Source organism: Streptomyces chartreusis NRRL 3882, assembly GCF_900236475.1.
GTDB lineage: Bacteria > Actinomycetota > Actinomycetes > Streptomycetales > Streptomycetaceae > Streptomyces > Streptomyces chartreusis_D.
In genome coordinates this window covers 619,928-644,115 of sequence record NZ_LT963352.1, presented here as the reverse complement: position 1 = coordinate 644,115, position 24,188 = coordinate 619,928, and the positions used below count along the sequence as shown (strand labels likewise).

General features: G+C 71.0%; 25 protein-coding genes and 1 pseudogene. 13 read left to right on the top strand and 13 right to left on the bottom strand.

Annotation, left to right across the window (positions count from 1 at the left end; genetic code table 11):
- The first annotated feature begins 22 nt into the window (after positions 1–22).
- A complete protein-coding gene (locus SCNRRL3882_RS02970) occupies positions 23–565 on the top strand; it encodes a GNAT family N-acetyltransferase (RefSeq protein WP_029181461.1) in 543 nt (180 codons plus the stop codon).
- 143 nt (positions 566–708) lie between these two features.
- Here the strand turns inward: SCNRRL3882_RS02970 and SCNRRL3882_RS02965 are convergent, their stop codons facing one another.
- On the bottom strand, positions 709–1,182 hold the full coding sequence (locus SCNRRL3882_RS02965) for a GNAT family N-acetyltransferase (protein ID WP_010044045.1): 474 nt from the start codon (positions 1,180–1,182) through the stop codon (positions 709–711).
- 346 nt (positions 1,183–1,528) lie between these two features.
- Positions 1,529–3,607, bottom strand: coding sequence for a SpoIIE family protein phosphatase (locus SCNRRL3882_RS02960; RefSeq protein ID WP_029181462.1), 2,079 nt, complete (start codon positions 3,605–3,607; stop codon positions 1,529–1,531).
- A gap of 234 nt (positions 3,608–3,841) precedes the next feature.
- Between SCNRRL3882_RS02960 and SCNRRL3882_RS02955 the strand changes: the two genes are divergently transcribed.
- Entirely contained in the window at positions 3,842–4,210 is a 369-nt protein-coding gene (locus SCNRRL3882_RS02955) for a hypothetical protein (protein WP_010044049.1), read from the top strand.
- A gap of 7 nt (positions 4,211–4,217) precedes the next feature.
- Here the strand turns inward: SCNRRL3882_RS02955 and SCNRRL3882_RS42355 are convergent, their stop codons facing one another.
- On the bottom strand, positions 4,218–4,559 hold the full coding sequence (locus tag SCNRRL3882_RS42355) for a hypothetical protein (RefSeq protein WP_010044051.1): 342 nt from the start codon (positions 4,557–4,559) through the stop codon (positions 4,218–4,220).
- A 97-nt stretch (positions 4,560–4,656) separates the two neighbouring features.
- Here SCNRRL3882_RS42355 and SCNRRL3882_RS02945 point away from each other — a divergent pair, with 97 nt between their 5' ends.
- Positions 4,657–6,672, top strand: coding sequence for an FAD-dependent oxidoreductase (locus SCNRRL3882_RS02945; protein ID WP_010044053.1), 2,016 nt, complete (start codon positions 4,657–4,659; stop codon positions 6,670–6,672).
- Positions 6,673–6,700: 28 nt separating this feature from the next.
- Positions 6,701–7,261 (top strand): PadR family transcriptional regulator, encoded by a 561-nt coding sequence (locus SCNRRL3882_RS02940; protein WP_010044054.1) that lies wholly within the window; start codon positions 6,701–6,703, stop codon positions 7,259–7,261.
- Positions 7,262–7,327: 66 nt separating this feature from the next.
- On the opposite strand, the gene SCNRRL3882_RS02935 is transcribed toward SCNRRL3882_RS02940, so the two are convergent.
- Both SCNRRL3882_RS02935 and SCNRRL3882_RS02930 read right to left on the bottom strand, forming a co-directional pair.
- On the bottom strand, positions 7,328–7,867 hold the full coding sequence (locus tag SCNRRL3882_RS02935; protein ID WP_010044057.1) for a hypothetical protein: 540 nt from the start codon (positions 7,865–7,867) through the stop codon (positions 7,328–7,330).
- 190 nt (positions 7,868–8,057) lie between these two features.
- Positions 8,058–9,050: a fibronectin type III domain-containing protein gene (locus tag SCNRRL3882_RS02930; RefSeq protein WP_029181463.1), complete on the bottom strand. Its 993-nt coding sequence runs from the start codon at positions 9,048–9,050 to the stop codon at positions 8,058–8,060.
- A 408-nt stretch (positions 9,051–9,458) separates the two neighbouring features.
- On the opposite strand from SCNRRL3882_RS02930, the gene SCNRRL3882_RS02920 reads away from it, so the two are divergent.
- Positions 9,459–10,190: a glycoside hydrolase family 75 protein gene (locus SCNRRL3882_RS02920; RefSeq protein WP_010044060.1), complete on the top strand. Its 732-nt coding sequence runs from the start codon at positions 9,459–9,461 to the stop codon at positions 10,188–10,190.
- A 77-nt stretch (positions 10,191–10,267) separates the two neighbouring features.
- Here the strand turns inward: SCNRRL3882_RS02920 and SCNRRL3882_RS02915 are convergent, their stop codons facing one another.
- The 3 genes from SCNRRL3882_RS02915 to dhaK are packed head-to-tail and all read right to left on the bottom strand — an operon-like array spanning position 10,268 to position 12,312.
- Positions 10,268–10,678: a PTS-dependent dihydroxyacetone kinase phosphotransferase subunit DhaM gene (locus SCNRRL3882_RS02915; RefSeq protein ID WP_010044061.1), complete on the bottom strand. Its 411-nt coding sequence runs from the start codon at positions 10,676–10,678 to the stop codon at positions 10,268–10,270.
- The gene (dhaL, locus tag SCNRRL3882_RS02910) at positions 10,671–11,270 is read right to left on the bottom strand and encodes a dihydroxyacetone kinase subunit DhaL (RefSeq protein ID WP_010044064.1); all 600 of its coding nucleotides are present in this window, start codon (positions 11,268–11,270) and stop codon (positions 10,671–10,673) included. Before dhaL ends, SCNRRL3882_RS02915 begins: the two co-directional genes overlap by 8 nt.
- Before the next feature lie 49 nt (positions 11,271–11,319).
- Positions 11,320–12,312: a dihydroxyacetone kinase subunit DhaK gene (dhaK, locus tag SCNRRL3882_RS02905; RefSeq protein ID WP_010044065.1), complete on the bottom strand. Its 993-nt coding sequence runs from the start codon at positions 12,310–12,312 to the stop codon at positions 11,320–11,322.
- A gap of 482 nt (positions 12,313–12,794) precedes the next feature.
- On the opposite strand from dhaK, the gene SCNRRL3882_RS02900 reads away from it, so the two are divergent.
- Positions 12,795–13,226, top strand: coding sequence for an NfeD family protein (locus tag SCNRRL3882_RS02900; protein ID WP_010044068.1), 432 nt, complete (start codon positions 12,795–12,797; stop codon positions 13,224–13,226).
- Between the two features lie 5 nt (positions 13,227–13,231).
- Entirely contained in the window at positions 13,232–14,269 is a 1,038-nt protein-coding gene (locus tag SCNRRL3882_RS02895; protein WP_010044070.1) for an SPFH domain-containing protein, read from the top strand.
- Between the two features lie 78 nt (positions 14,270–14,347).
- Here SCNRRL3882_RS02895 and SCNRRL3882_RS02890 read toward each other — a convergent pair whose 3' ends face one another.
- The 4 genes from SCNRRL3882_RS02890 to SCNRRL3882_RS02875 all read right to left on the bottom strand — a co-directional run bounded on the left by SCNRRL3882_RS02890 (position 14,348) and on the right by SCNRRL3882_RS02875 (position 17,082).
- A complete protein-coding gene (locus tag SCNRRL3882_RS02890; RefSeq protein WP_010044072.1) occupies positions 14,348–15,442 on the bottom strand; it encodes a carboxylate-amine ligase in 1,095 nt (364 codons plus the stop codon).
- A gap of 262 nt (positions 15,443–15,704) precedes the next feature.
- Complete coding sequence (locus SCNRRL3882_RS02885; protein ID WP_010044074.1) at positions 15,705–16,013, bottom strand: hypothetical protein; 309 nt, start codon at positions 16,011–16,013, stop codon at positions 15,705–15,707.
- Positions 16,014–16,029: 16 nt separating this feature from the next.
- Entirely contained in the window at positions 16,030–16,443 is a 414-nt protein-coding gene (locus tag SCNRRL3882_RS02880; protein ID WP_010044077.1) for an SRPBCC family protein, read from the bottom strand.
- A gap of 123 nt (positions 16,444–16,566) precedes the next feature.
- Positions 16,567–17,082, bottom strand: a complete 516-nt coding sequence (locus SCNRRL3882_RS02875; protein ID WP_010044079.1) for a GNAT family N-acetyltransferase — start codon at positions 17,080–17,082, stop codon at positions 16,567–16,569.
- Positions 17,083–17,266: 184 nt separating this feature from the next.
- Here SCNRRL3882_RS02875 and SCNRRL3882_RS02870 point away from each other — a divergent pair, with 184 nt between their 5' ends.
- The 6 genes and pseudogenes from SCNRRL3882_RS02870 to SCNRRL3882_RS02845 all read left to right on the top strand — a co-directional run.
- The gene (locus tag SCNRRL3882_RS02870) at positions 17,267–18,013 is read left to right on the top strand and encodes an SCO2525 family SAM-dependent methyltransferase (protein ID WP_010044081.1); all 747 of its coding nucleotides are present in this window, start codon (positions 17,267–17,269) and stop codon (positions 18,011–18,013) included.
- Between the two features lie 155 nt (positions 18,014–18,168).
- Positions 18,169–19,086, top strand: coding sequence for an SCO2523 family variant P-loop protein (locus SCNRRL3882_RS02865; RefSeq protein ID WP_010044083.1), 918 nt, complete (start codon positions 18,169–18,171; stop codon positions 19,084–19,086).
- Positions 19,083–20,048, top strand: coding sequence for an SCO2522 family protein (locus SCNRRL3882_RS02860; protein ID WP_010044086.1), 966 nt, complete (start codon positions 19,083–19,085; stop codon positions 20,046–20,048). The genes SCNRRL3882_RS02865 and SCNRRL3882_RS02860 overlap by 4 nt, the downstream gene beginning before the upstream one ends.
- Positions 20,045–21,019 carry an SCO2521 family protein gene (locus SCNRRL3882_RS02855; RefSeq protein ID WP_010044088.1) on the top strand — a complete coding sequence of 325 codons (975 nt, stop codon included), beginning with the start codon at positions 20,045–20,047 and terminating at the stop codon, positions 21,017–21,019. Before SCNRRL3882_RS02860 ends, SCNRRL3882_RS02855 begins: the two co-directional genes overlap by 4 nt.
- A 43-nt stretch (positions 21,020–21,062) precedes the next feature.
- The gene (locus SCNRRL3882_RS02850; protein WP_010044090.1) at positions 21,063–22,034 is read left to right on the top strand and encodes a hypothetical protein; all 972 of its coding nucleotides are present in this window, start codon (positions 21,063–21,065) and stop codon (positions 22,032–22,034) included.
- Positions 21,971–22,810 (top strand): annotated as a pseudogene (locus tag SCNRRL3882_RS02845) (hypothetical protein); the annotation flags it as partial. The gene SCNRRL3882_RS02850 and the pseudogene SCNRRL3882_RS02845, both read left to right, overlap by 64 nt.
- A gap of 112 nt (positions 22,811–22,922) precedes the next feature.
- Here the strand turns inward: SCNRRL3882_RS02845 and SCNRRL3882_RS02840 are convergent.
- The gene (locus tag SCNRRL3882_RS02840; RefSeq protein ID WP_010044093.1) at positions 22,923–24,152 is read right to left on the bottom strand and encodes an acyl-CoA dehydrogenase family protein; all 1,230 of its coding nucleotides are present in this window, start codon (positions 24,150–24,152) and stop codon (positions 22,923–22,925) included.
- Positions 24,153–24,188 lie beyond the last annotated feature (36 nt).

Here is a 24,188-nt window from a genome sequence, read left to right as displayed (position 1 = left end):
ATTTGTGATCCAGAATGGTTGGATGGTCACGCTTGAGACTCCCCGTTTGATCCTGCGTCGCTGGCGCGAGGAAGAAGTTGCGCCCATGGCCGCCGTCAATTCCGACCCCGAGGTCATGCGGTGGATCCGTGACGGCAGCGTCTTTGACGAACAGCAGACTCGCGGCCGGGTCCGAGCGTGGGAGAGCGAGTGGGAGTCGCAGGGCTTCGGTCTGTTCGCCGTGGAGATCCGGTCCACTGGCGAGCTGGCAGGGTTCACGGGCCTTTCGGTGCCCAACTACTTGCCGGAGGTACTGCCGGCGGTTGAGGTGGGCTGGCGGCTGGGACGTTCCCACTGGGGGCAGGGCTTGGCCACCGAGGCCGCTGCGGCCGCTGTACGGTTCGGGTTCGAAGAGCGAGGGCTGGAGCGGATCGTCAGCATCACTCAGGTGGGCAACGACGCCTCCGAACGGATCATGACCAAACTGGGGATGCATCTGTTCCGTGAGACCGTCAATCCCGCCGGCGGTCGGCGAGTGCGGGTGTTCGAGTTGTCGTCGGACCAGTACGTCACAACCACTCGTTGATGGCGGCAACGAGGACGGCAGCCTCGTAGCAGACCGCGAGGCAGCACCGCCCCTTGCTCGTCCGTCAGGTCTCCACGTGCCACGAACCGAGATCATCACGCGACCAATGGCCTGGGGAGCGATTACCGGTGACGGTTGGTGGGTCAGGGCCGCGGGACGTTGAGCGGCAGATCTCGGTGGAAGACGGCCATAGCCCGGCCGGGGCCGTTGTAGTCGTCGACGATCTTCGTGTCGAAGCCGAGGCTGCGATGGAAGGCGATCGAGCCGGCGTTCTCGACTGACGTGATCGCCTTCAACTTCCGTGCACCGTGACATTCCGCTGCTTCAGCGAACGCCGCGTACAGACGACGCCCGAGACCGGTGCCACGGACATCATCCCGCGTGGCGATCAGATGCACGTACCCGGTGCCCTCCGGGGTGACGAACCCGAAAATGTACCCGCGGATTCCGTCCTCGGCCCGGGCAACCAAGCATGTGGAACCGAACTCCTGCACCAGTGCCAGAAGGTGCAGCGACCGAAGGTCGCGTTCGCCCCAGTAACGGGAGTGATCAGCCAGGACCTGATGGAAGTCGGCCACCGCGGCCGGTGCGATGCGTATCCCCATGGTGACGATCATGGCAGGCGCCCTGACCGTTACAGGCGAAGGTCCGCACGGGTTGGGCAAGTTGTGACGCAAGCCTGGGCCCGTGCGGCCTGTTCCCACCCTCCCCTGTCCGGGGCTCCCGCGCACCTTTCGACGAGGTGCTCGAAGAACTCGCCCTCAAGTGGCCCAGGTCGCGGATTTGCAGCGCTAGATTGTGCGCCGTTTCAATGAGTTCGGTGCCTTGCTCTTCCGTAGGGGCCCCTGCGGCGACGCCGTCCCCCAGTCCCCCACATCGTAGTACGCGTCACTGGTGGCCGTACCTGCTTGAAGCTGCGGGCGACACCGCGCCGAGCCACCAGCCGATATGAGCTCGAGTGCCCTAGTCCGGTGTTGTCGCCCGGGCGATGAGCAGGGCCACGTCGTCGAAGTTGTCCGGCTCGTGCAGGGTGCGCAGCAGCAGGTCGCAGACCTCCTCCAGCGGGCGGTCGGGCCCTTCGAGCAGGGACAGCAGCGTGTCGAGCCGTTCGTCGAGCGGGTCGCGCCTGGTCTCGACGAGGCCGTCGGTGTACAACACCAGCCGGTCGCCCGGCTCCAGGTCGACGGTCGTCGTGGAGAAGGCGACACCGCCCACGCCGAGCGGCACCCCGGTCGGCAGGTCGAGCAGTTCGGGAGGACGCCCGGCCCGGACGCGCACCGGCGGCAGATGACCCGCGTTGGCGATCCGGCACTGCCGCAGATGCGGGTCGTGGATGGCGTAGACGCAGGTGGCGATGGCCTGTTCCAGCCCTGCGGTGATCCTGTCGAGGTGCTCTAGCAGCAGGGCGGGATCGAGGTCGAGGGAGGCCAGCGTGTTGGTCGCCGTGCGCAGCCGCCCCATGGCCGCCGCCGCGGGGATGCCGCTGCCCATCACATCACCCACGACGAGCGCGGTCTTGCCGCCCTCCAGGCCGATCACGTCGAACCAGTCGCCACCCACCTCGCTCGTGGCCCCGGCCGGCTGGTAGCGGGAGGCGACCTCCAGCCCGCCCGTCACGGGCGGATGGCTCGGCAGCAGGCTGCGCTGGAGAGTGAGCGCGGTTTCGCGGGCGCTCTGGTACCAGCGGGCGTTGTCGATCTGCACGGCGGCCCGCGCGGCCAGCTCGCGGGCCAGCAGCAGATCGTCCTCGGTGAAGGGCAGCGGGTTGCGGGTGCGCTTGAGGTCCAGGGCGCCCAGCACCTCGCCGCGCGCGATCAGCGGCACCGCCAGATACGAGTGCACGCCGGCCCGGCCCAGCAGCCCGGCCGCCTCCGGGGACCGGGCGATGCGGGCCAGGTCCTCGTCCTCGACGTGCGGCAGCAGCACGGGACTGGCCGTGCGCACGCACTGGGTGACGAGCCGGTCGGGCGCGTACCGGGCCACCTGCCCGGGCGGGTCGGCCGCCTCCAGCGCCTCGGCGGAGTCGTAGCCCTGGACCGCCAGCGCGCGGATCACCGCCGCCTCGGCCGGGTCGAGGCTGGTACGCCGGCCCTGCACCACCGCGTCCAGCAGGTCCACGGCCGCGATGTCGGCGAGTTCCGGCACGGCCACGTCGGCGAGCTCACGGGCCGTGCGGTCCAGGTCCAGCGTGGTCCCGATGCGGCCGGAGGCGTCGGCGATCATGGCCAGGCGGCGCCGCGCGGCCTCGGCCTCGATGCCCGCCCGGTACTGCTCGGTGACGTCGACGATCGAGACGGCCACGCCCAGCACGGTCCCGAAGGCGTTCTCCAGCCGGTACAGCGAGATCGACCAGGCGTGGTCCTGGTCCGGGTCGGCCGGGGTGCGGCCGATCGTGGACTGGTCGACGACCGGCTCCCCGGTGTCCAGCACCCGGCGCGCCGCGGCCTCCAGGGCGTCGACGTCCATCCGCGGCACCACGTCACGGACCGTGCGGCCGAGGTGCTCCTCGGCCGGCACGCCGTTGAGCTCCTCCAGCGCCGGGTTGACCGAGACGTACCGCAGGTCGGTGTCCAGCACGGCCAGACCGATCGGGGACTGGGCGATCATCCGCGTCGACAGCGCCACCTCGCGCTCCAGCCGGTGCACGGTCGACTGGTCGGCGCACAGACCGAGCGCGTAGACGTCGCCCTGGTCGTCGAGCAGCCGCATGTTGCGGAACTCCACGAGCCGCGTGGTGCCGTCCTTGCGGCGGACGGGGAAGGCCCCGGCCCAGCTCTGCCCGGTGCCCATGACGTCCGCGAACAGTTTGACCACGAGATCGAGGTGCTGCTCGTGCACCATGATCCGGGCGGCGTACTGCCCCAGCGCCTCCCGCGCCTCGTACCCGAACAGCTCCTCGGCCTGGGGGCTCCACAGCACGATGCGGCCCTCGGTGTCCAGGACCACCGAGGCCACGCGCAGGACGTCGAGCAGCCCGCTCGGCCGCACCGGCGCGCGCGCCGGCTCGTCGCCCTCGGCCATGGGAGACCCGGCTGCACTCATCCCATGCCCCGCCTTCGCCGTTCTCGCGGCACGCCGTCACGGTGCCGACACCCCATGTTCTACCGCGCGGAGCCGTCGATCCGAGGCCCCTTCCGTCACCTTCCACCATCGCCCAACACGGAGCCGCCCGCTCCGTAAACCCGTCATCACGGCAGGGGCACCGCCGGTAGTGCTTGGCAGAAGGTGGTGCTTTGCTGGGGTAGGGGCGGATACGCCACGAGAGGAGCGATCACCATGGACCGTGAGCGACCGCATCCCCACTCCGTCTCGGTGGAGATCAGCGGGTGCAGCAAGCAGGACGCCCGGATCGTGTTCGACACGCTGTGCGCCTGCTTCGAGTCCGACCGGTGCGCCGACGACGTGCCCGAGGATCTGCACGAGACGCGCCCGACGGTGTGGCTCGGCACGTTCGACGTCGCCGACAGGCACGAGGGGGCGCGACCGGCCCGGCTGTCGTCCTCCGTCGACGCCGACCTGCACGGCGGTTACTGGGCGATCGAGCAGTTCCGCATGAGGCTGGACTCGCTGTTCGAGGTGCGGGACCTCAGCACTGTCTCCGGCGACCAGGAGACGGAACTGCACGTGCGCCTCGAAAGCCGGTGACCGCCCCTCACGCGTCCAGCAGGCCGAGGACGGGCCGCCGGTAGACGGCGTGCGCCACGGGCGGGTCCGCGAGGTGGGCGCGTTCGGCCACGCCGTGGAGGCCCTCGTACGGCAGACCGAAGCCGGCTGTGGCGGGAATGCCCTCGGCCGTCGGCACGCCGATGGTCGACGGGCTCGACGTCTTCGCCCGCACCCGCAGCCGCGCCCGCGGCCCCCCACCCGCTGAGGTGCCCAAGAGCACGGCGGCGGGCTGCCCGCACTCAGCCGGCCGGCCGGTACGGCGGTCAGACTGCGGACGAGCGGTGTCGGCGAGCTCCACCACGCAGGAGAGGCCGAGATCCCCGGTCATGGACCTACTGTGCCCTCCATCACCTTGTGCAACTAGTTGCATAAACGGTCGGGGGTCCTCTACAACTACAGACACGACACCGCGCACGGAGGGCCCGATGAGCCGTTACCCGCACCTGCTGACCCCCCTCGACCTGGGCTTCACGACCCTGCCCAACCGGGTCCTCATGGGCTCCATGCACGTCGGTCTGGAGGAGGCCGAGGGCGGTTTCGCCCGCATGGCCGCCTTCTACGCGGCCCGAGCCCGCGGCGGAGTGGGTCTGATCGTCACCGGCGGCATCGCGCCCAACGACGAGGGACGCCCCTACGAGGGCGGCGCGAAGCTCACCACCGAGGCGGAGGCCGAGCAGCACCGGGTCATCACCGACGCGGTGCACGGCGAGGGCGGGCGGATCGCGATGCAGATCCTGCACTTCGGCCGGTACGCCTACCACCAGGACCTGGTCGCGCCCAGCCCGCTCCATGCGCCGATCAGCCCCTACCCGCCCCGCGAGCTCACCGACGCCGACATCGAGCGGACCATCGACGATTACGCCCGCGCCGCCCGCCTGGCTCGGCACGCGGGCTACGACGGCGTCGAGATCATGGGCTCCGAGGGCTACCTCATCAACGAGTTCATCGCCCGGCAGACCAACCAGCGCACCGACCGCTGGGGCGGCTCGTACGAGAACCGCATGCGCTTCCCGCTGGAGATCGTGCGGCGGGTGCGCGAGGCGGTCGGCGAGGACTTCATCGTCGTCTACCGGCTGTCCATGCTCGACCTCGTCCCGGGCGGCTCCACGCTCGACGAGGTGATCACCCTCGCCAAGGCCGTCGAGGCCGCCGGCGCCACCATCATCAACACGGGCATCGGCTGGCACGAGGCCCGCATCCCCACCATCGCGACCTCCGTGCCGCGCGGCGCCTACACCTGGGTCACCAAGCGGCTGATGGGCGAGGTGTCCGTGCCGCTCGTCACCACCAACCGCATCAACACCCCCGAGCTCGCCGAGGAGTTGCTCGCCGACGGCGCGGCCGACATGGTGTCGATGGCCCGCCCGATGCTCGCCGACCCGGACTTCGTCGTCAAGGCCGCCGCCGGCCGGCCCGAGGCGATCAACACCTGCATCGGCTGCAACCAGGCGTGCCTCGACCACACCTTCAGCGGTCTCATCACCTCCTGCCTGGTCAACCCGCGCGCCTGCCACGAGACCGAGCTGGTGCTCTCCCCGACCCGGCTGCGCAAGCGCGTCGCCGTCGTCGGCGCCGGGCCGGCGGGACTGGCGTGCGCCGTCTCCGCCGCCGAACGCGGGCACGAGGTGACGCTGTTCGACGCGGCGAGCGAGATCGGCGGCCAGCTCAACGTCGCCCGCAGGGTGCCCGGCAAGCAGGAGTTCGACGAGACGCTCCGCTACTTCCGCACCCAGCTCGACTGGCACGGTGTCGACGTACGGCTGAACACACCCGTCACGGCAGGCGACGTCGACGACTTCGACGAGGTCGTCGTCGCCACCGGCGTCACCCCGCGCACCCCCGACATCCCCGGCGTCGACCACCCGAGCGTCCTCGGCTACCTCGACGTCCTGCGCGACGGCGCACCAGTCGGCGACCGGGTCGCGATCCTCGGCGCGGGCGGCATCGGCTTCGACGTCGCCGAGTACCTCACGGACGGCGGCGACAAGGCGCACGAGGACCCGCCGACGTACTTCCGCCAGTGGGGCGTCGACCTGGACTACCGCGCCCCCGGCGGCCTCGCCGCGCCCGAGCGGCCCGCCCCGCCGCGCACCGTCCACCTGCTCCAGCGCAAGACCTCCAAGGTCGGCGCCGGCCTCGGCAAGACCACCGGCTGGATCCACCGCACCGAGCTCAAGCACCGCGGCGTCACCATGGTCCCGGGCGCCCGCTACGACCGGATCGACGACGCCGGACTGCACCTCACGATCGACGGTGAGAGCACCGTGCTGGAGGTCGACACCATCGTGCTGTGCACCGGCCAGGAGCCGCGCCGCGGCCTGTACGAGGAACTGGTCGCAGCCGGACGCAGCGCCCATCTCATCGGCGGTGCCGACGTGGCCGCGGAACTGGACGCCAAGCGCGCCATCAAGCAGGGCACCGAGCTTGCGGCCGCCCTGTAGTGCGGAAACCCGTCCCTAGGATGAGGCCATGTCACTCCCGCACGCGATCCTCACCGCCCTGCTCGAGAAGCCGTCGTCGGGGCTGGAGCTGACCCGGCGCTTCGACCGGTCGATCGGGTACTTCTGGTCCGCGACGCACCAGCAGATCTATCGCGAGCTGGGAAAGCTGGAGACCGACGGCCTGATCCGGGCCCTGCCCGCCGAGCAGCCGACGCGCGGCCAGAAGAAGAGCTACGAGGTCCTGCCGGCGGGCCGCGCCGAACTGGCCCGCTGGACTGCCGCCTCCCAGGACCCCAAGCCGCACCGCGACGTGCTGCTGCTGCGGCTGAGGGCTGCGGCCGTGGTCGGCACCGCGGGCCTGGAGGCCGATCTGCGACGCCACCTGGAGCTGCACGAGCGGCAGCTGGCGGAGTACCAGGAGATCGAGAAGCGTGACTTCCCGCCCGGCCGGGACGGCACCGAGGACCGGCTGCGGCATCTGGTGCTCCAGGCCGGAATCGACCTGGAGACGTTCTGGACCCAGTGGCTCAGGCGCGCCCTGGCGGACCTCGCCGAACTCCCGGACGGCGAGCCGACCCGCCCGGCCTGACCGGGGTGTCACGGCGGCCCGCCCGACCGGAGCGCTTCGGGAGGGCGGGCCGCCCTTCGTACCGGATCAGAGCCGGTACGGCCTGTTGCGCCGGCGCAGGTACCAGACCGTCGCGAGGAGGCCGGTCCCGACCAGCGCGCCGCCTGCCACGAGCGCGACGGTGCCGTAGTCGGTGGCGCTCCCGCCGACCCCGCCCATGACACCGCGGGACGGCGAGGCCGAGGGAGACGGCGACCTCGTGGGGGAGGGAGCGGGGGAGACGACGACCGACTGCGTGCCCGCGGTGGTGCCGTCCGAGCAGATGACGATGACGGTGAACGTCCCCGGCGAGACGTTCGACCAGGCGGCGGACTGACTGGTCGACGTTCCCGACAGGGTCACCTGACGTCCCTGGGCGAAGCTGCCCTGACTGCTGGTGAGGAGCGAGGCGGTGCCCCAGCTGCCGTTGATCTGCGTGCACGCGCTGGTCGTGACCGACACCGTGGACCCGGTCGTGCTCACGGAGATGCCCGGACCCGCGGCAGCGGGAACCGCCGCCAGGGCGAGGGGCAGCGCGGCGGCGGCCACGGTCAGGCCGGAGCGGAGAACTGGCGATGAGTTGCGCATGTGGACTGCCCTCCGGCGGCACGGTTGGCGGTACATCCCTTGCGCCGCCGAGGATCGGGGAACGCCCGTGCTGCCTCAGGGTCAGCCAAGGCGCCCCCGGGCCCGGCCGCACGCCGGGTGCCCCCGTGCAGGTGACTGGTTCCTTCGGGCGGCCGACGGGGGACCGCACGCGGGATCCGTACGAACGACGTCACTTCCCCGCGCCCGTCGTCACCGTCCGCTCCGCCGAGAAGCCTCCCCACGTGCCGTCCGGCAGCATCGCCCGGACACGGACCCGATGGGTGACACCGGCGGCCCGCCCCACGTAGAAGCTGTACGTCGCCCGGTCGCGCGGCGCGCTCCCGCCGAACACGAGGGACGTGGCCCGACGGCCGTCGAGATGGATCTCGTACTCGGTGACCTCGCCGTCCACGCGGGGCGGCACCCAGCTCAGGTCGACGTAGTAGGCCCCGTCCTCCCGGTGGCCGGTCGCCCGCAAGGAGGTCGGGGCCATGGCGCGGCCGTCGTCCGTGCCCGGCGTGGTGAGGCGGACGGCGGGACTGGCGGGGGAGACGTTGCCGGCCGCGTCCCTGGCCCGGACGGTGAACGAGTAGGACGTGCCGGGCCGCAGCCCGGTGACCACGGCCGCCGTCCGGCCCCCGCCCACGCTGTGGATCTTCGTGCCGCCCTGGTGGACGTCGTACGACACCACGTACCGGTCGTCCGTCGAGGCGGACCAGGACAGCTGGGCCGCCCGGCTTCCGGCCGCGCGGCCGCGGGCCGCCGCCGGGCGGGTCGGTGCCCGGTGGTCGTCCGCGGCGGCCGCCGGTGTCCTCGCCCGGACCCCACGGCTGGGCGGCCCGAGCCGCCCGTCGGCGCCCCGGGCCCGCACGGTGAAGACATACACCGTGGCGGGCCGGAGCCTGGTGACATCCACCATGTGCTCCGAACCCAGCACTTCTTTGACCTTACGGGGGCCGCGATACACCTCGTAGGTCTCGGCCCGTGCGGTCGCGCTCCACATGACATGCACGCTCGTCGCGCTGCCCGCCGCAGCGGTGACACCCGTCGGTGCTCCCGGCGGACCGCCGGCGTCCCCTTCGCCCGATCCGGCCGCACCACAGGAGGCGACCAGCGCGAGGGCCCCGCAGAGCGCGAGGCGGCGGAGCGGACGAGCCGGGACGGAAACGGAAACGCCTCGCACGGCACTGCCTCCCGGGGCCGAAACTCGGGAATGGTCCGGACCAATATGGCGTGGCTGACGCGACGACATCAAGAGGGCGGTGGTGTCGCCGGTCGCGGCGAGGGCCCGCGTCACCCCCCCGCCGTTCGTGACCACCCGGGAGAGTTACGTATGCTGAAGGTCCTCACGGCCGAACTCCTGGCGGACACCGGGAAGTTCGGGCCTGTCGCGCGGACCGCTGTCGTCGCAGATCCCGCGCCGGCGCTGGTGGCCGGGGCCCGCCTGGGTTCTTACACGGACTCAGGCCCCCGGCCGCTGTCGGAGGTTGGGGCCGTGCACCGTCCGGCCCTCCACCGGTGGCCGGGTGATCACCCCGGGGTCAGATTGGGCTGAGTGCCCGTCAGGTTCCCCAGGAGAGGCTCACCTATCGTGCGTGTCCAGTCGCTCACACTGGCCGCGGCCAGCGCCGCCCTGCTCGCCCCGACGACGCCCTCCGCCGCTCCGCCCCGGCCGGTGGTGTGGCGCGAGAACCCCGTCAGCGCCGCCGACCTGCTGGCCAAGGTACGGGACTGTGCTCCGGTCTCCCGAGGCCGGTACCGCAGCGACAGCGGCGCACCCGCGAAGATCCCGGTCTGCGGGACCCAGGACGCCGTGTTCTGGAAGGCCGACATGGACATCGACTGCGACGGCCGCCCCGGACCCCGCTGCAACCGCCGCACGGACCCCCACTTCTCCGGCAGCACCGCCTACGCGCAGTCGGACGGCCGTCCCCTGAGCGCCGAACGCCTCCCCTTCATCGTCGTGCCCGCCCCGAGCCGCATCTGGGACTACCGGGAGCACGGCGTGGGCGGCGGTTCCGTCGTGGCCGTCGTCCACCGCGACCGTGTGCAGTACGCGGTCGTCGGCGACACGGGCCCGCAGGACATCATCGGAGAGGCGTCCCACGCGACCGCCAAGGCCCTCGGTGTCCGCGCCGACCCGCGGGGCGGCGGCACACCCTCCGGCGTCACTTACATCGTCTTCAAGAACGCCCGCGTGTCACCCATCGAGGACCACGCGGCGGCCGAGGCGGCGGGGGAGCGGCTGGCGAGGCGATTCGTCGGCGACCAAGTGCTCGACGGAGAGCCGTGGAGTGACCGACCGGGCGACGCCGAGCACTGACGGAACGTCAGGGGCCCCTCCGCCGCCCGGCGGCCGATGGGCGCCGGGCACGCCGATCCGGCGTGCCCGGCCCGGTCTCACACCTTCCGGTACGTGTACGCCTCCGCTGCGGCCGACTCCACCGCCGCCAGGTCGGCCCCGGTGGCCGCCGTGACGACCGCGGCGACGGCCCCCTCCACGAACGGAGCGTCCACCAGCCGCGTCTGCTCCGGGAGTTCGTCTCCCTCCGCGAGCAGCGCCTTCACGGTGAGCACCGCGCTGCCCAGGTCGGCCAGCACGGCGACGCCGGCACCCCGGTCGACGGACGCGGCCGCCGCGGCGATCAGTTCGGCGCTGGTGCCGAGCCCGCCGCTCTCGGTGCCGCCCGCCGGGGCGACGGGCACCGCCGGGCCGCCGCCCGCGAGGCCCTTCGCCAGCGCGGCGACCGACGCGGCCACCTCCGCGCTGTGCGACACCAGCACGATCCCCACGAGCCGCTCGTCACTCACCGGCGGCCTCCGCGAGTCCGGCGACGAGCAGCGCCGCCGAGGTGGCACCCGGGTCCTGGTGACCGATGCTGCGCTCACCCAGATAGCTCGCCCGGCCCTTGCGCGCCTGCAACGGCGTCGTCGCCACCGCGCCCTCCTCCGCGGCGGTCCGGGCCGCCGTGAACGAGTCGCCCAGCGCGTCCACCGCCGGCACCAGCGCGTCGATCATGGTCTTGTCGCCCGGCGCGGCACCGCCCAGCGTCATGACCGCGTCCACCCCGGCCCGCAGCGCCTCGGCCAGCTGCTCCGCGCTGACCTCGGCGGCATCCCCGAGCGCCTTGCCGGTACGGCGCAGCAGCGTCCCGTACAGCGGCCCCGAGGCGCCGCCGACCGTCGAGATCAGCTGGCGCCCGGCCAGCGTCAGGATCCCGCCCGGCGTGCCGGGATCCTCCTTCTCCAGGGCCGCCGTCACGGCCGTGAAGCCACGCTGGAGGTTGCTGCCGTGGTCGGCGTCCCCGATGGGGGAGTCGAGGGCGGTGAGCCGTTCCGCCTCACGGTCGACGGACGCGGCGGTCGCCGTCATCCAACGGCGGAAGAAATCGGCGTCGAGCACTGGGTCTCCTTGCCTGGTAGGTACGTGGTGATCCTCTACCCCTTCCGCGTCACACGCCCCAGCGCAGACCCGGCGTCTTCACCGGCGCGTCCCACAGCCGCAGCATCTCCTCGTCCACCTGGCACAGGGTGAGGGAGGCGCCCGCCATGTCCAGGGAGGTGACGTAGTTGCCCACGAGGACGCGGGCGACGGGGACGCCCCGGGCGGCGAGCACGCGGTGCACCTCGGCGTTGAAGCCGTACAGCTCGAGCAGGGGCGTCGCCCCCATGCCGTTGACGAGGACCAGCACGGGGTTGCGCGGCCGGAGGTCCTCCACCACCGCCTCGACGGCGGCCTCGGCGATCTCGCCGGACGTCATCATCGCCCGCCGCTCCCGGCCGGGTTCGCCGTGGATCCCGATGCCCAACTCCAGTTCACCGGGCGGCAGATCGAAGGTGGGGCTGCCCTTGGCCGGCGTGCTGCACGCGCTCAGCGCGACACCGAAACTGCGGGAGTTCTCGTTGACCTGCCGGGCGATGGCCTCCACCCGCTCCAGTGGCATGCCCTCATCAGCGGCGGCGCCCGCGATCTTCTCCACGAACAGCGTCGCGCCGGTACCGCGCCGCCCGGCCGTGTACAGGCTGTCGGTCACCGCCACGTCATCGTTGACCAGTACCTTCGCGACCTGAATGCCCTCGTCCTCGGCCAGCTCGGCGGCCATGTCGAAATTGAGCACGTCACCGGTGTAGTTCTTCACGATGAACAGGACCCCGGCCCCGCTGTCCACGGCGGCGGCCGCGCGCAGCATCTGGTCGGGCACGGGGGAGGTGAAAACCTCGCCAGGACAGGCGGCCGACAGCATGCCGGGCCCGACGAAACCCCCGTGCAGCGGCTCGTGTCCCGAGCCACCGCCCGAGACCAGCCCCACTTTCCCGGCCACGGGGGCGTCCCGCCGCACGATCACCCGGTTCTCCACGTCCACGGTCAGCTCCGGGTGGGCAGCCGCCAGACCACGCAGCGCATCCGCGACCACGGTCTCCGGGACGTTGATCAGCATCTTCACGGGTACCTCCTGGTGAGACTGGTACGTGCGCCTCTGGCCTTCATCCTCGCAGGCCGCCTCGGGCTTGACCAGTTGTCGATCTTGGGTGTTCACGGCCGTCCCCAGCGGGCTGCGACGGCACTGATGCCGCCCCACGCCGACTCGGCCGACGGATCGTCAGGTGTGCAGGTCGTGTCCTGTTCGAGGGAGTCCCAGAAGGAAGGACAGCGGCTCAAGGACCGGAAAGTCATCGAATCCGGTGGGGAGTTCCCGGAAGGTGGGGCAAGAACACCGTCGAGGTCGTCCCGATGCAGCGCGACGGTCTGCCGGCCGTCGCGGAGCCCGCCGTCAACGACTCAGCGGGCGGAGTGCACCTCGCGGTACCGGTGGAGAGGGGCGGTTCCACCACGGGGAGCCGTCTCTGGAGTAGGGATCTTCGCGATGTGGGTAAATCGGATGCAAAAGACCCTTCCGTGCCCATACCGCTGAGAGGGGGGCGCGCAATGGATCCGTGGCTGATCTGGTTGATCATCGCGGCCGTGCTGGCCGTGGCGGAGATCTTCACCCTGACCGCTGCGCTCGGGATGCTGAGTGCGGCCGCGTTGGTCACGGCGGGCTCCGCCGCGCTCGGACTGCCGCTGCCGTTCCAGTTCTTGGTCTTCACAGCCGTGGCGACAGTCACCTTGCTGTTCGTGCGCCCCTTCGCGCTGCGCCACGTCCTCCAGCCCCAGGCGGCACGGTTCGGCGTGGACGCCCTGGTCGGCCGGGCTGCCTACGTCGTCTCCGAGGTGACGGGCCTGGGCGGCAGGGTCCGTATCGACGGTGAGGAGTGGACGGCCCGCGCCTTCGACGAGACGCTGGTGATTCCTGCAGGAAAGACCGTCGACGTCATAGAGATCAGTGGCGCCACCGCGATCGTCTACCCACGGGACTGAGAATCATGGAAACCTCCGCGTTCTTGATCGCCGGCCTGCTCGTCGCACTGTTCGCGGTCTTCACCGTGGTGCGGGCGGTCCGTATCGTTCCCCAGGCCCGTGCTCGCAACGTCGAGCGACTCGGCCGCTACCACCGGACCCTGAATCCCGGCCTCAATCTCGTCATCCCGTACATCGACCGGGTCCATCCGGTGATCGACCTTCGGGAACAGGTCGTCTCCTTCAAACCGCAGCCGGTCATCACCGAGGACAACCTGGTCGTCGAGATCGACACCGTCCTCTACTTCCAGGTCACCGATCCGCGCGCGGCCTTCTACGAGATCGCGAATTTCCTCCAGGCGGTCGAGCAGTTGACCGTCACCACGCTGCGCAACGTCGTGGGATCCATGGACCTGGAAAAGACCCTCACCTCGCGCGACACCATCAACAGCCAGCTCCGTGGTGTCCTGGACGAGGCCACCGGCAAGTGGGGGCTGAGGGTCAACCGGGTGGAGATCAAGGCCATCGACCCCCCGCAGTCCATCAAGGACGCGATGCAGAAGCAGATGCGAGCCGAGCGGGACAAGCGGGCCGCGATCCTCGGGGCCGAGGGGCAACGCCAGTCACAGATCCTCACCGCCGAAGGCGACAAGCAGGCCGCCGTCCTGCGCGCGGAGGGCAACCGTACCGCCGCGATCCTCCAGGCCGAGGGCCAGTCCCGGGCCATCGACGAGGTGTTCCAGGCAGTGCACCGCAACGACCCCGACCCCAAGCTGCTCGCCTGGCAGTACCTCCAGACGCTGCCCCAACTGGCGCAGGGGGCGGGCAGCACGTTCTGGGTGATCCCCAGTGAGGTCACCTCCGCACTCCAGGGTGTGTCCCGCGCCTTCAGCGAGGCGCTGCCCCCGTCGCCGGCCACCCGCGAGAAGCCCACCGACGACATGGATGCCCAGGCCGCCGACGACGCCGCACAGGCGGCGAAAGCCGCTGCCGCGGCCCTCGCCGACGCAGCCAAGGTCGATCGCGTCAGCCCCGAATCCCTCCCGTCCCAGCCTCCTGCCTGATGCGGGGACGTGACGCAGGGCATGACGCAGGGCAAGTGCGGTCCGGAGCCTCGGCCCGACCGGGGGTCGGCCAGGGAGTCACGACATGCTGCTCTCCGCGCCGATCAGGTCCGTGACGGCCCGAATGCCGCCTTCGGCGAGAGCGGCGCGCTGTCTGTCCGCTCCGGTCCCGTTCTGGAGCAGCCGGTGGACCAAGGCCGTCACCTGCCGGGTCGCGCCGGACGCCTCGAGTGCCGGAGCGACGTACCGCAGGAGCTGGTACAGCACGTCCCCGGCACGGCGCGGCCGGCCGTTCGGGCAGACCAGGGTGTCGCTCAGGCCGTGCCGGGCGGCATGCCACAGAGCGACCTGGAGCAGCTCCGGCGGGGAGTCGGGCATCGGCGCCCCGGCGACCGTCTCCCTGATGGCCGTGTCCACGAGAGCGTGGGTCATGCCCGCGAGCATGACCGCGTCGTCCGCGCGCAGTTGCACGTCCAGGCAGCGCACCTCGACGGTGGGGTACCGGGCCGACAGGCGGGCCTGCCAGTACAACTGCCCGCTGTCCGAGATCACACCGCTCTCCAGCAGTTGAGCCACGCGCCGGTCGTGGTCGGCCACGTCACGGAAGAACGGGGGCACGCCGCTGACCGGCCAGCGGCCGAAGATCACGGTGCGCCAGCTGGCGAAGCCGGTGTCGTGGCCGTCCCAGAGCGGGGAGTTCGCCGACATGGCCGTCAGGGTCGGCAGCCAGACCCGGATCCGGTTCAGGACCTGCACACCGGTCTCCCGGCTGGGCACGGCCACGTGTACGTGCATGCCGTTGACCAGCTGCTCCGCCACCAGCTGGGGAGCCTGCGTGAGCATGGCCCGGTAACGGGCCTGGTCGGTGACGGCCACCGGGTGACGATGGCGCAGCGGGGGCGTTCCGCAGGCCGCGATCCGGCAGCCGTGCGCTTCGGCCGCCGCGCCGATGGCGTGCCGTAGCCGCAGCAGATGTCCCCCTGCCTCCTCCAGCGTTCCGCACACCGGCGTGGCCACCTCGACCTGCGCCTGCAGCAGCTCGCACTGCACCTCCTGGTCGGCCACGAGATGCGCCAGACCCGCGGCGGCCCGCACCTTGTCGGCCAGGGGCACCGGCAACCCGGTAACCGGGTCGAGGAGCAGGTACTCCTCTTCCACACCGATCGTCGTCATCGGTCACCCTCTGTTCTGCCCCGTCGCCGGGGCGGATGGCGTCGGCCGGACGCTGTCGGCTCGACGCTCGCGCGTGCCCCGAGTGCCGCGGCCACGGCATGGCAAACCATGACAAAACGTGATGCTGTGATGACGCGTGGTGCCGGGTGATCGCACCGCGGAGGCGGGCGGGAGGCGTCCGGCTCGGGCGGGGCGGACGCGAGGGGGCAGGCCGCCGGTCGTCCTCAGGATGCCGCGCCACGGCCGTGCGGCCGTACGGCGGTCACGGCCGCGGGTTCGTGCGCTGCCACCGGGGGCGTGCGTCCTGGCCACGGCGCCCGGCGACCGAGGCGCAGCGGGGGCACTGGCGCTGTACCCGGTCCGCCGCACCGCCGGACTCCGGGAAGGTGTCCGGCCAGGTGACGTGGGGGAAGCGGACCAGCCGGGAGCGGCTGAGGGACAGTCCGCACACGGTCTGGTTCAGCCCCGGCTCCCAGGCGTGCACCTCTCCGGAGGGCAGGCGGCGGCGACCCTCCTCCTCGTCGGTCCACTGCCCGGACGCCGCGACGGCGTACTGCTTGACGCGTGCCATGGCGTGCGGCCCTCGATCAGCCGGCAGCGTGGTCGACGCGCAGCCGCACCTGCTCCTCCAGGCGTCGCAGGCTGGTGTCCAGCGCGTCGCGGACCATCGTCTCGCCCGGGTCGTGGCTGTCGTCGAAGAACGACAGGTGCACCGTCACCTCACTGGCCCCGCCGCCGATGCCGGCGACCTGGAGCCAGCCCGTGTAGCTGCCCTGGTCGCGGGTGCCCCATTCGAGCCGCATCTGGTCGCGCTGGGCACGCAGCAAGGCGGAGGTGTCCTCGTCGGTGCGGTCCTCGTGCACGGTGACCGCTGGCAGATCCCCGGCCTCGACGTGCAGGGCCTCCGGCAGCCAGGTGTCCAGCTGGCCGATGTTCGCGGCCTGGTCGAAGACGTGCTCGGGCTGTGCGGGCATCGTGCGTGAACGTTCGTACTCGGTCATCGCGGCACCGGCCTCGCCTCGGGTTCGTTCAGCGCACCGCGTTCCCGGCCTGACCGGCCCTAATCCTCCGGGCTTCGACCAGGGCGACGGCGACTGACCGCCGTGGCGCAGCCGACCAAGACGTCAGAGGAGCAGACGCAGGAGCAGGCGGTCCTCGCCCGGGCCGTAGTAGTCCTTGTGCACCTTCCCCTCCGCGACGAAACCCAGCGAGCCGTACAGCCCGAGAGCCGCCTCGTTCGCCGGGTCGACCGCCAGGCGGGCCTCGCCGGCACCGTCGGCGTGGAGGCGGTGCAGGGCCTCGACCATCAGCTGCCGGCCGAGTCCCTGCCTGCGACGGTCACGGGCGACCCCGAGGCTCAGGATCCAACTGCACCCGTTCACCGGTCGGCTGACGAGGATGTACCCGTGCAGGGCCGACCCGTCCGCGAGCACGAGCAGGTCGTCGCGGTGTGCGTCGAAGAACTGCCGGAGAACCAGATACGAGTAAGGGTTTTTCGGAAAGGCCTCCGTGTCGACGCGCTCCAGTTCAGCCAGGTCTTCGCCCTGGACCGTTCGTATCCGCAGGGACGAGCCGTGGGGCGGAAGGGGCGGCGGCGAGTCGGCGGACCATGAGAAACGATCTCTCGGCAGAGCTGGCATCCGCCCAGCATTGCGTGGCGCGACACGACCGTTCAAGAGAGCGGACGGGCCGTTGTCGTCGGCTGCTGCAATGCGCCCCCCTTGCCACCGCCTGCGGGAAGGATCGAGTGAAGACAGGGTGTCGGGCTCGACCGCGTTGATATCTTGGGGCATGGAATCGAGATCACCAGGATCCCTCCCGCAGTTGAACGCGGACGCGCCCTGGGACCGTTTCGACACACGGGCCTACATCGAGCAGCATTACATGCGGGTTTCCGATGTGGACGCAGAGATCATATCGGTGGTCCGTGACCACTTCGCCGATCATTTCTCCAGGAATCCGGACCGCCCGGCGCGCGGTATCGACGTCGGAGCCGGCGCGAATCTCTACCCGGCGCTCGCGATGCTGCCCTGGTGCGAACAGATCACCCTTCTCGACCGCTCCTGGAACAACTACTGCTACCTCGAAGAACAGCGGCACGCCTACGACCATGAGTGGGATCAGTTCTGGGCCATCCTGAGCCGGCATCAGGCGTACGCCGCCGTCAGGGGCGAACGCAAGGAGAGGTTCCGGGACATCGTCCGGGTCGAGCAGAACGATCTCTTCAATCTGATCGACCGTCAGAGGCATTGGTCGATGGGGACGATGTTCTTCGTGGCCGAATCCCTCTCCACCTCCCATGAGCAGTTCCAGCACGGTGTGGAGTGTTTCCTGCGCGCTCTCGCCCCTGGTGCGCCGTTCGCGGCCGCGTTCATGGAACATTCCCAGGGCTATGAGGTGGGTGGGCAGCGATTCCCTGCCTGTGACGTGAGCGAATCACAGGTGTACGACTGCATGGCGGGTCTCGCGGGAAAACTGGAGACGCATCATCTCGGTCGACCGGATGAAGTGCGCGCGGGCTACACGGGAATGATCGTTGCTTGCGGATTCCGTGATCTGGGTATCTCCTGATTCACCCCGGCCGGGGGAGGAATGATCCGAGGGGGCTGGTGAATGCGGATCAAGCCACGTCGGCGCCTGCTGGACAGCCGGCAGGAACATGATGCCGAACAGCTCCGCCACGCCCGGGAGTTCGTCGACGCCGCGGCGTCCTGGGAGGTGTGACCGTGCTCGTCTTCGCCGCCTCCGACAAGGGGGGCACCGGTCGCTCCGTCACCAGCGCGAACCTCGCCTATCAGCGGGCGCTCTGCGGTGACGACGTGTGCTACGTGGACTTCGACTTCGGCTCGTCGACCTCGGCCGCCGTCTTCGACGTACCGGAAGCGGATCACGGTGTGGCGGAAGGCGGCCTGCACTCCTATCTGGAGGGCGACGGCGGTGAACCGCTGCGTCTCGACGTCTGGCAGCGAACCGAGCATCCGGTGCTGCTCAGCAGGCCGCGCGGCTCCGGCCGCCTCGTTCTGTTACCCGGTGACGCGAACGGCGGGGAGTTCGCCACGGACGAGGAGAACCTGAGCCGGTGTGTCGACCTCCTGCTCAAGCTGAACAGCGAGTTCGCCCTGGTCATCGTGGACCTGAGCGCGGGACGCAGCTACGCGATGGACATGGTGCTGGCAGCGACCGCCCGCCAGGCGATGCGGAACATCCAGGCCCGCTGGCTGGTCTTCCACCGCTGGACCCGCCAGCACGTGACCGCCGCCCACGGTCTGGTCTTCGACCGGCACGGCATCCTGCACACCGGGGAGGACAGGGGACACGACCGCAACGGGCTCAGCGGGGCCATCCGCTTCGTACGCACCGCCGTCCCGGACCTGGAGTCGTTGCTGTGGTCACAGGTGTCCCCCGCACAGGCGGCGTGGATGCGCTGGTGCGACAAGCAACTGGCGAGGCTCGCCGCCCGTCTCGGGGTCGGTGGCGGCAGGGTGCTCGGAACGGTGCCCCTCGAACCCGTCCTCCAGTGGCGCGAGCAACTGGTCACCGAGGAGGACGTGTTCTCCAACCAGATCGCCAACAAGGACACCTTCGAGGCTCTGGAGGAGCTCGCCCGGAGGCTGACCGACGACACCTACTGGGGGCAGCCGTGACGGAAGCCGTATTCCAGGAGACCACCGCGGAACCCCGGACCCAGTCGGTGCCGCTGTCCCATCTCTCGCTGGAGCTCGGGCACTTGTACATGGAGGACTTCGAAGGCGGCCCGGAAGTGCTGCGCCGGCACTTCGAGCGGGTCAGACCCTGGGCGGACGCGGTTCGCGCCGATGCCGCCGCCCGGGCGGGCGGGAAACCCCCGCGGATCAGTACCTGCTTCCTCGTCGACGACTATTTCACCCGCTTCTCCTCGCCCGCCGAAGTCGTACCGTTCCTCATCGCGGAGGCCGAGCGGGTCGGCCTCGTCATCGACTACCTGGCCAGGGAGTCCGGCTGCGCGGTCGCGGACAAGATCCCGCTCGCCGAGTCCGTGGTCGCCCGCCTCGTCGAATCGCCGCCACCCGGCAGCAACGGCCTGCGCCCACCCGTGAGCGAGACGGGCTGGCTCGCCAACGGGCAACGGACCCCCGTGACCCGCACGGCCCAGGCCATGAGGAGAGCCGGAGCCTGGCACCCGCCCCGGGAGACCTCGGCCCGTCGGCACTCCGTCTTCGTGGACGTCGAGCTGTGGAGCGACGACAAGGACGGCCGGCGGGTCTGGTCCTGCCCCCTCCTCGCGGCGGTATGGCAGCTGGCCAGGCTCGGTCTGCTGCGCAACGAGGGCGAGGCCGCCCTCACCCCGCGCCCGGGGAACACGGAGCTGCTGCCGGACGACTGGGACGAGCTGGCGCCGCTGGTCCAGCTCAACGCCTCCGCCGCCGCCTTCAGCGCCTACCGCACCTGCTCGGTGCTGCCGCACCGCTTCCTGCCGGTCGAGCACGCCGTACGGGTCATCCTCGACCAGACCGAGGTGGACGCGGGCGCGCTCGGGCAAGTCGCCGAGCGCTCCGCCCGCGAGGGCGTCACCGTGCCGGACGCCGTGGCGGACCGGGTCTCCTACGCCTTCTACTCGGGGCTGTGACCGTGACGGCCCCGACCGGCACGACGGAGGCGGTACTGGCGTGCGGTGAAGTGCGCACCTGTCTGCTGCCCTCCTTCCAGCCGCTGGACATCCGGGCCGCGGCGCACCTGCTGCGGCTGCGGCCCGACGAACGGGTCCGCACCTCCGAACGCCCGAACCTGTACGCCCTTTCACCCGACACCCTCACCGGTGTGGACTGCCGGCTGCCCACCTCCAACGGCGCGAAGCTGCGTGCGGTCGGGACGATCGCCGCCCGCGCGGCGCTCACCGAGGGCCGGGTTCTGCAGACCACCGCGCACTTCCGGGCCCCGGCCGCCGGGCCGGACCAGCGGCAGCCGTGGGGGCACTATCTCGTGCGCCCCGGGGTCGTGGAGCCGCTCGGCAGGATGCCCGAACGGTCCGTCGCGCAGGGGACGCTGACCGGCGGCCGGCCCGGCGAGCTCGACATCGGCCACATCGCAGACGGCCTGCTCACCCGGATCCTCCGACACCCTCTGCTCGACCAGCAGGTCCCCTTCACCTCACGTCACACCCGGCTGCGCTGGGCGGCGCTGAGAGCTCCGGAGGGCGAAGGCCCTTCGATGGTGCGCTTCGTGCTCGCCGAGGAGGACCTGCGGACCGTGGAACTGCGCGTCCCGGCAACCGTACGGCCGTCCGCCGTCGTGGGCCTCTGCGAGGATCTGGCGCTGCACGACTGGCTCCTGACCACGGTCGTCCGGATGCTCGACGGAAGCCGGCTCGGGTCGCTGGAGGGACCGGCCGCCGTGCTCGCACTGCGCCCGGCCGTCGACCACCTGCTGCACCTGTGGATGCCGAGGGCACGGGTCGACCGGGCCCTCGGCCCCTTGTGGGAGGTGCTCGAACAGCACCCCGGCTTCAGCCGGCAGTGGCAGACGCTGGTCCAGCGGATTCGGGACCAGCTCGCCCTCCAGGCGATTCCACTGCTGCGTGAGGCGCTGGCCTCGCGTTGAGCGGCTCATCCCAGGAACGATCCCGACGGGGGAGAGGCAGGACATGGACGGAGCGCCAGGAGCACCGACCACGGGGACGACAGGGGGCCTGCGCGTCCCCCCGCTCCTGCTGAAGACGCTGGTCACCTTCGTGGTGGCCACCATCGCCTACGTGATCACCAACCTGATCGACCAGGACCAGGGCGAGTTGTGGAAGCTCGCCGTCTCGATCGTCATCGGCGGTGCGGCCCTCATCGTCCAGTACCTGGTGGACTTCGAGAGGCGTCTCGGGCTGGTGCAGTCGGGTCAGGACGAGCAGCGACGCGAGGTCCAGGAGGCGCTGACCACCCATCAGCAGGATCTGAGCCACCTGGTGGAGCTGAGCTTCTCCCGGATCAGCGACGCGACCGAACTCTTCAGCGAGGTGGAGCGTTCGCTGCTGCGCTCCGACGGCGTGGCGCGGCTGGCTCGCGCTGCCACCAAGGTGGGCGCACTGGGCTCCGACATCCTGCGTGACTTCGCGCTGGAGGAGATCAGCCGTCTCGCGGTGCTGATGGAGAACCTCACCGGGATGACCGCCGACTGCCCGGGGGAGAACCACGACTGGCTCATGGACCTCACCACCTGCGCCACCAGGAGCATCGACGCCACCAGCAGCTTCGTCGACAGGGCCTTCTGGCACAGCGACCCGGCCGACCGCTATCTGGCGGCCCAGGACGACGCGATCAAGGAGCGAGGAGTGACGGTCAGGCGCCTGTTCATCGTGGCGCAGGCCGAGGAGATCGTCGAGGAGCTCACCGAGATCTGCGAACGCCAGAGGGACCTGGGCATCGACGCCCGGGTGGTGGCCATGTCGGATCTGCCGCCCAACGCCCCCAGGGAGATACGCGACGTCGTCATCTTCGATGCCGCGCTGTGCTACGAGGTGCACACGGACGTCCTGCACGGGAACGCCCGGACCACGCTGGACGCGCGCAAGTTCCGCCTCGCCGAACAGAAGAAGCGGTTCAACCAGCTCTGGGGGTACACCGAGTGAGCCGCGTGCCGACGAGCTGTGTCCTGGTGGGCACCTCGTGGCTCGGCTGGCGCTGGTGCTTCTTCATCGGCGTGCCCTTCGCCCTGCTCGCCATCGCCCTGCTCCAGCGCACACTGCACCTGCCCACCGTCCGCCGCGAGGCGAAGATCGACTACCTCGGTGCCTTCCTGATCGTCGCGGGTGTCTGCGCGCTGCTGATCTGGGTCACCCTCGCCGGGAACGAGTTCGCCTGGGCGTCGTGGCAGACCGCCGCGCTGACCGGCGGGGGAGTGGCGCTGCTGGTCCTCGCGGTCCTCGTCGAGGCGAAGGTCGCCGAGCCGGTCATTCCGCTCGGCATCTTCCGTAACCGGACCGTGGCGCTGACGACCGTCGCCAGCCTCCTTGTCGGTGTGGCCATGTTCGGCGGCACGGTCTTCCTGTCGCAGTACTTCCAGGCTCCCTGGGCAAGTCCCCGACGATGGCGGGTCTGATGAGCCTGCCGATGATCCTGGGCCTGCTGGTCTCCTCCACCGTCGCGGGCCAGATCATCAGCGCGACCGGCCGGTGGAAGACCTACCTCGTCGTGGTCGTGGAGCACGCCTACGGGGTCGCCACCGCCGAACTCTTCCTCGCGTCGCACCCCGTTCGCGGTGCTCGCGCTGATCGCCGTGCTGTTCATCAAGGAGAAGCCGCTCAAGAACACCAGCGGCATGGAGCAGCTCTCCGAGGAGTGGTCGGACGCCGGAAGGACGGCCCCGGGCGACGGCCCGCTCCCGCGCGTCGGCGCCGACGCCTGACGGAACGCCGGAGTCGTCGGCAGGGGGTACGTGTCCTCTGCCGACGGCTCAGGCCACGGCAGGGTGTGGTGGGAGCGTCGTCGCCTTCGAGGACGTGGCTGAGGGTCCGGGGTCAGACGGGGAGTACGAAGGGAGGGTGCGCGCCGTTGAGGAAGTAATCCCCGACGTCGCGGAGCCGGTGGGCCACGGGTTCGTACAGGGTGTGGGTCCGGGCATTGCGCCAGAAACGGTCGAAGCCCAGCCGTGAGGACGCGGAGCGGGCACCGATGATGTCGAGGGCACGGGCGGTGGACTCCTGCGCGGCCCTGGACGCGGCGGCTTCGGCCATGGCGACGAGGACGGAGATCTCCGCGTACTCGTCGTAGCCGAGTTCGTCACCACGGGACAGCCCGCCGTGCACGGCTTCCCGAGCCTGGTCGGCGAGGGCGGACGCGGAGCGGGTGAGCACGGTGAGTTCCCCGTACACGGTCAGCACCTGCGGGTCCTGAGGTGAGCCGACCGGCCAGTCCGGGTGCCAGAGGGACCGGCCGGTCCTGCTGTACTCACGGGCCTCGGCGAGCACTCCCTCCGCCATGCCGAGACGCAGTTGCACCGAAAGGAGACGCCCGACCGGCGACACCAGAGCGGTCAGCGGGGACAGAACGTCCTCGTCCGCGGCCAGCGAGCCCAGGACGTCGTCGGCGGCGATCCGCACGGCGTCGAACTCCACGCTTCCGCCGGCCGCGAGCCGTTGCCCGAAGGGGTCGGCGTCGCCGTCGATCACCACGCCCGGGAGAGCGGGATCGACCACGACGGCGAGTGGTTCGCCGGTGTCGGCCCGCACCGCCCGCACGGCGAGGCGGTCGGCGACCAGGACGCCGGCGGCAAAGCTCTGCCGGCCGGTCAGCGCATACCCGTGCGCGTCCCTGACAAGGGTCAGAGCCGGTTCCTGGCGCGCCAGGGCACCGCCCCAACACCACTCCTCCGCCGCGGACCGCTGCTCCAGCCGGGCGGCGAGAGCGGGCTCGGTGAAGAACCGGGCGCTCCACGACATGAAGTAGTGACAGGCGAGCAGTTGGCCTATCGCGCCGTCGGCCGCGGCGATCTCCCGGACCACCGCGTACGCCGTGAGCCAGTCCGCGCCGCCGCCCCCGAGCCCGGCCGGTACGAGGAGTGTCAGCAGCCCCGACTCGCGCAGCCGGGACACCTCGTCGAACGGGGGCTTGCCCGCCTGGTCCCTGGCCACGGCGTCCGTGGCCAAGTCGTCCGCGGTCTCGCGGGCCACGCGCAGCCAGTGAGCACTCCCGGGCCCGGTCCGGGCCGACTCCGCGTCGCAGCCGGACGGCGCAGGGGCAACGCCCATGGCAGAGGTCTCCTCAAGTCGATGGCTGAGGCACGC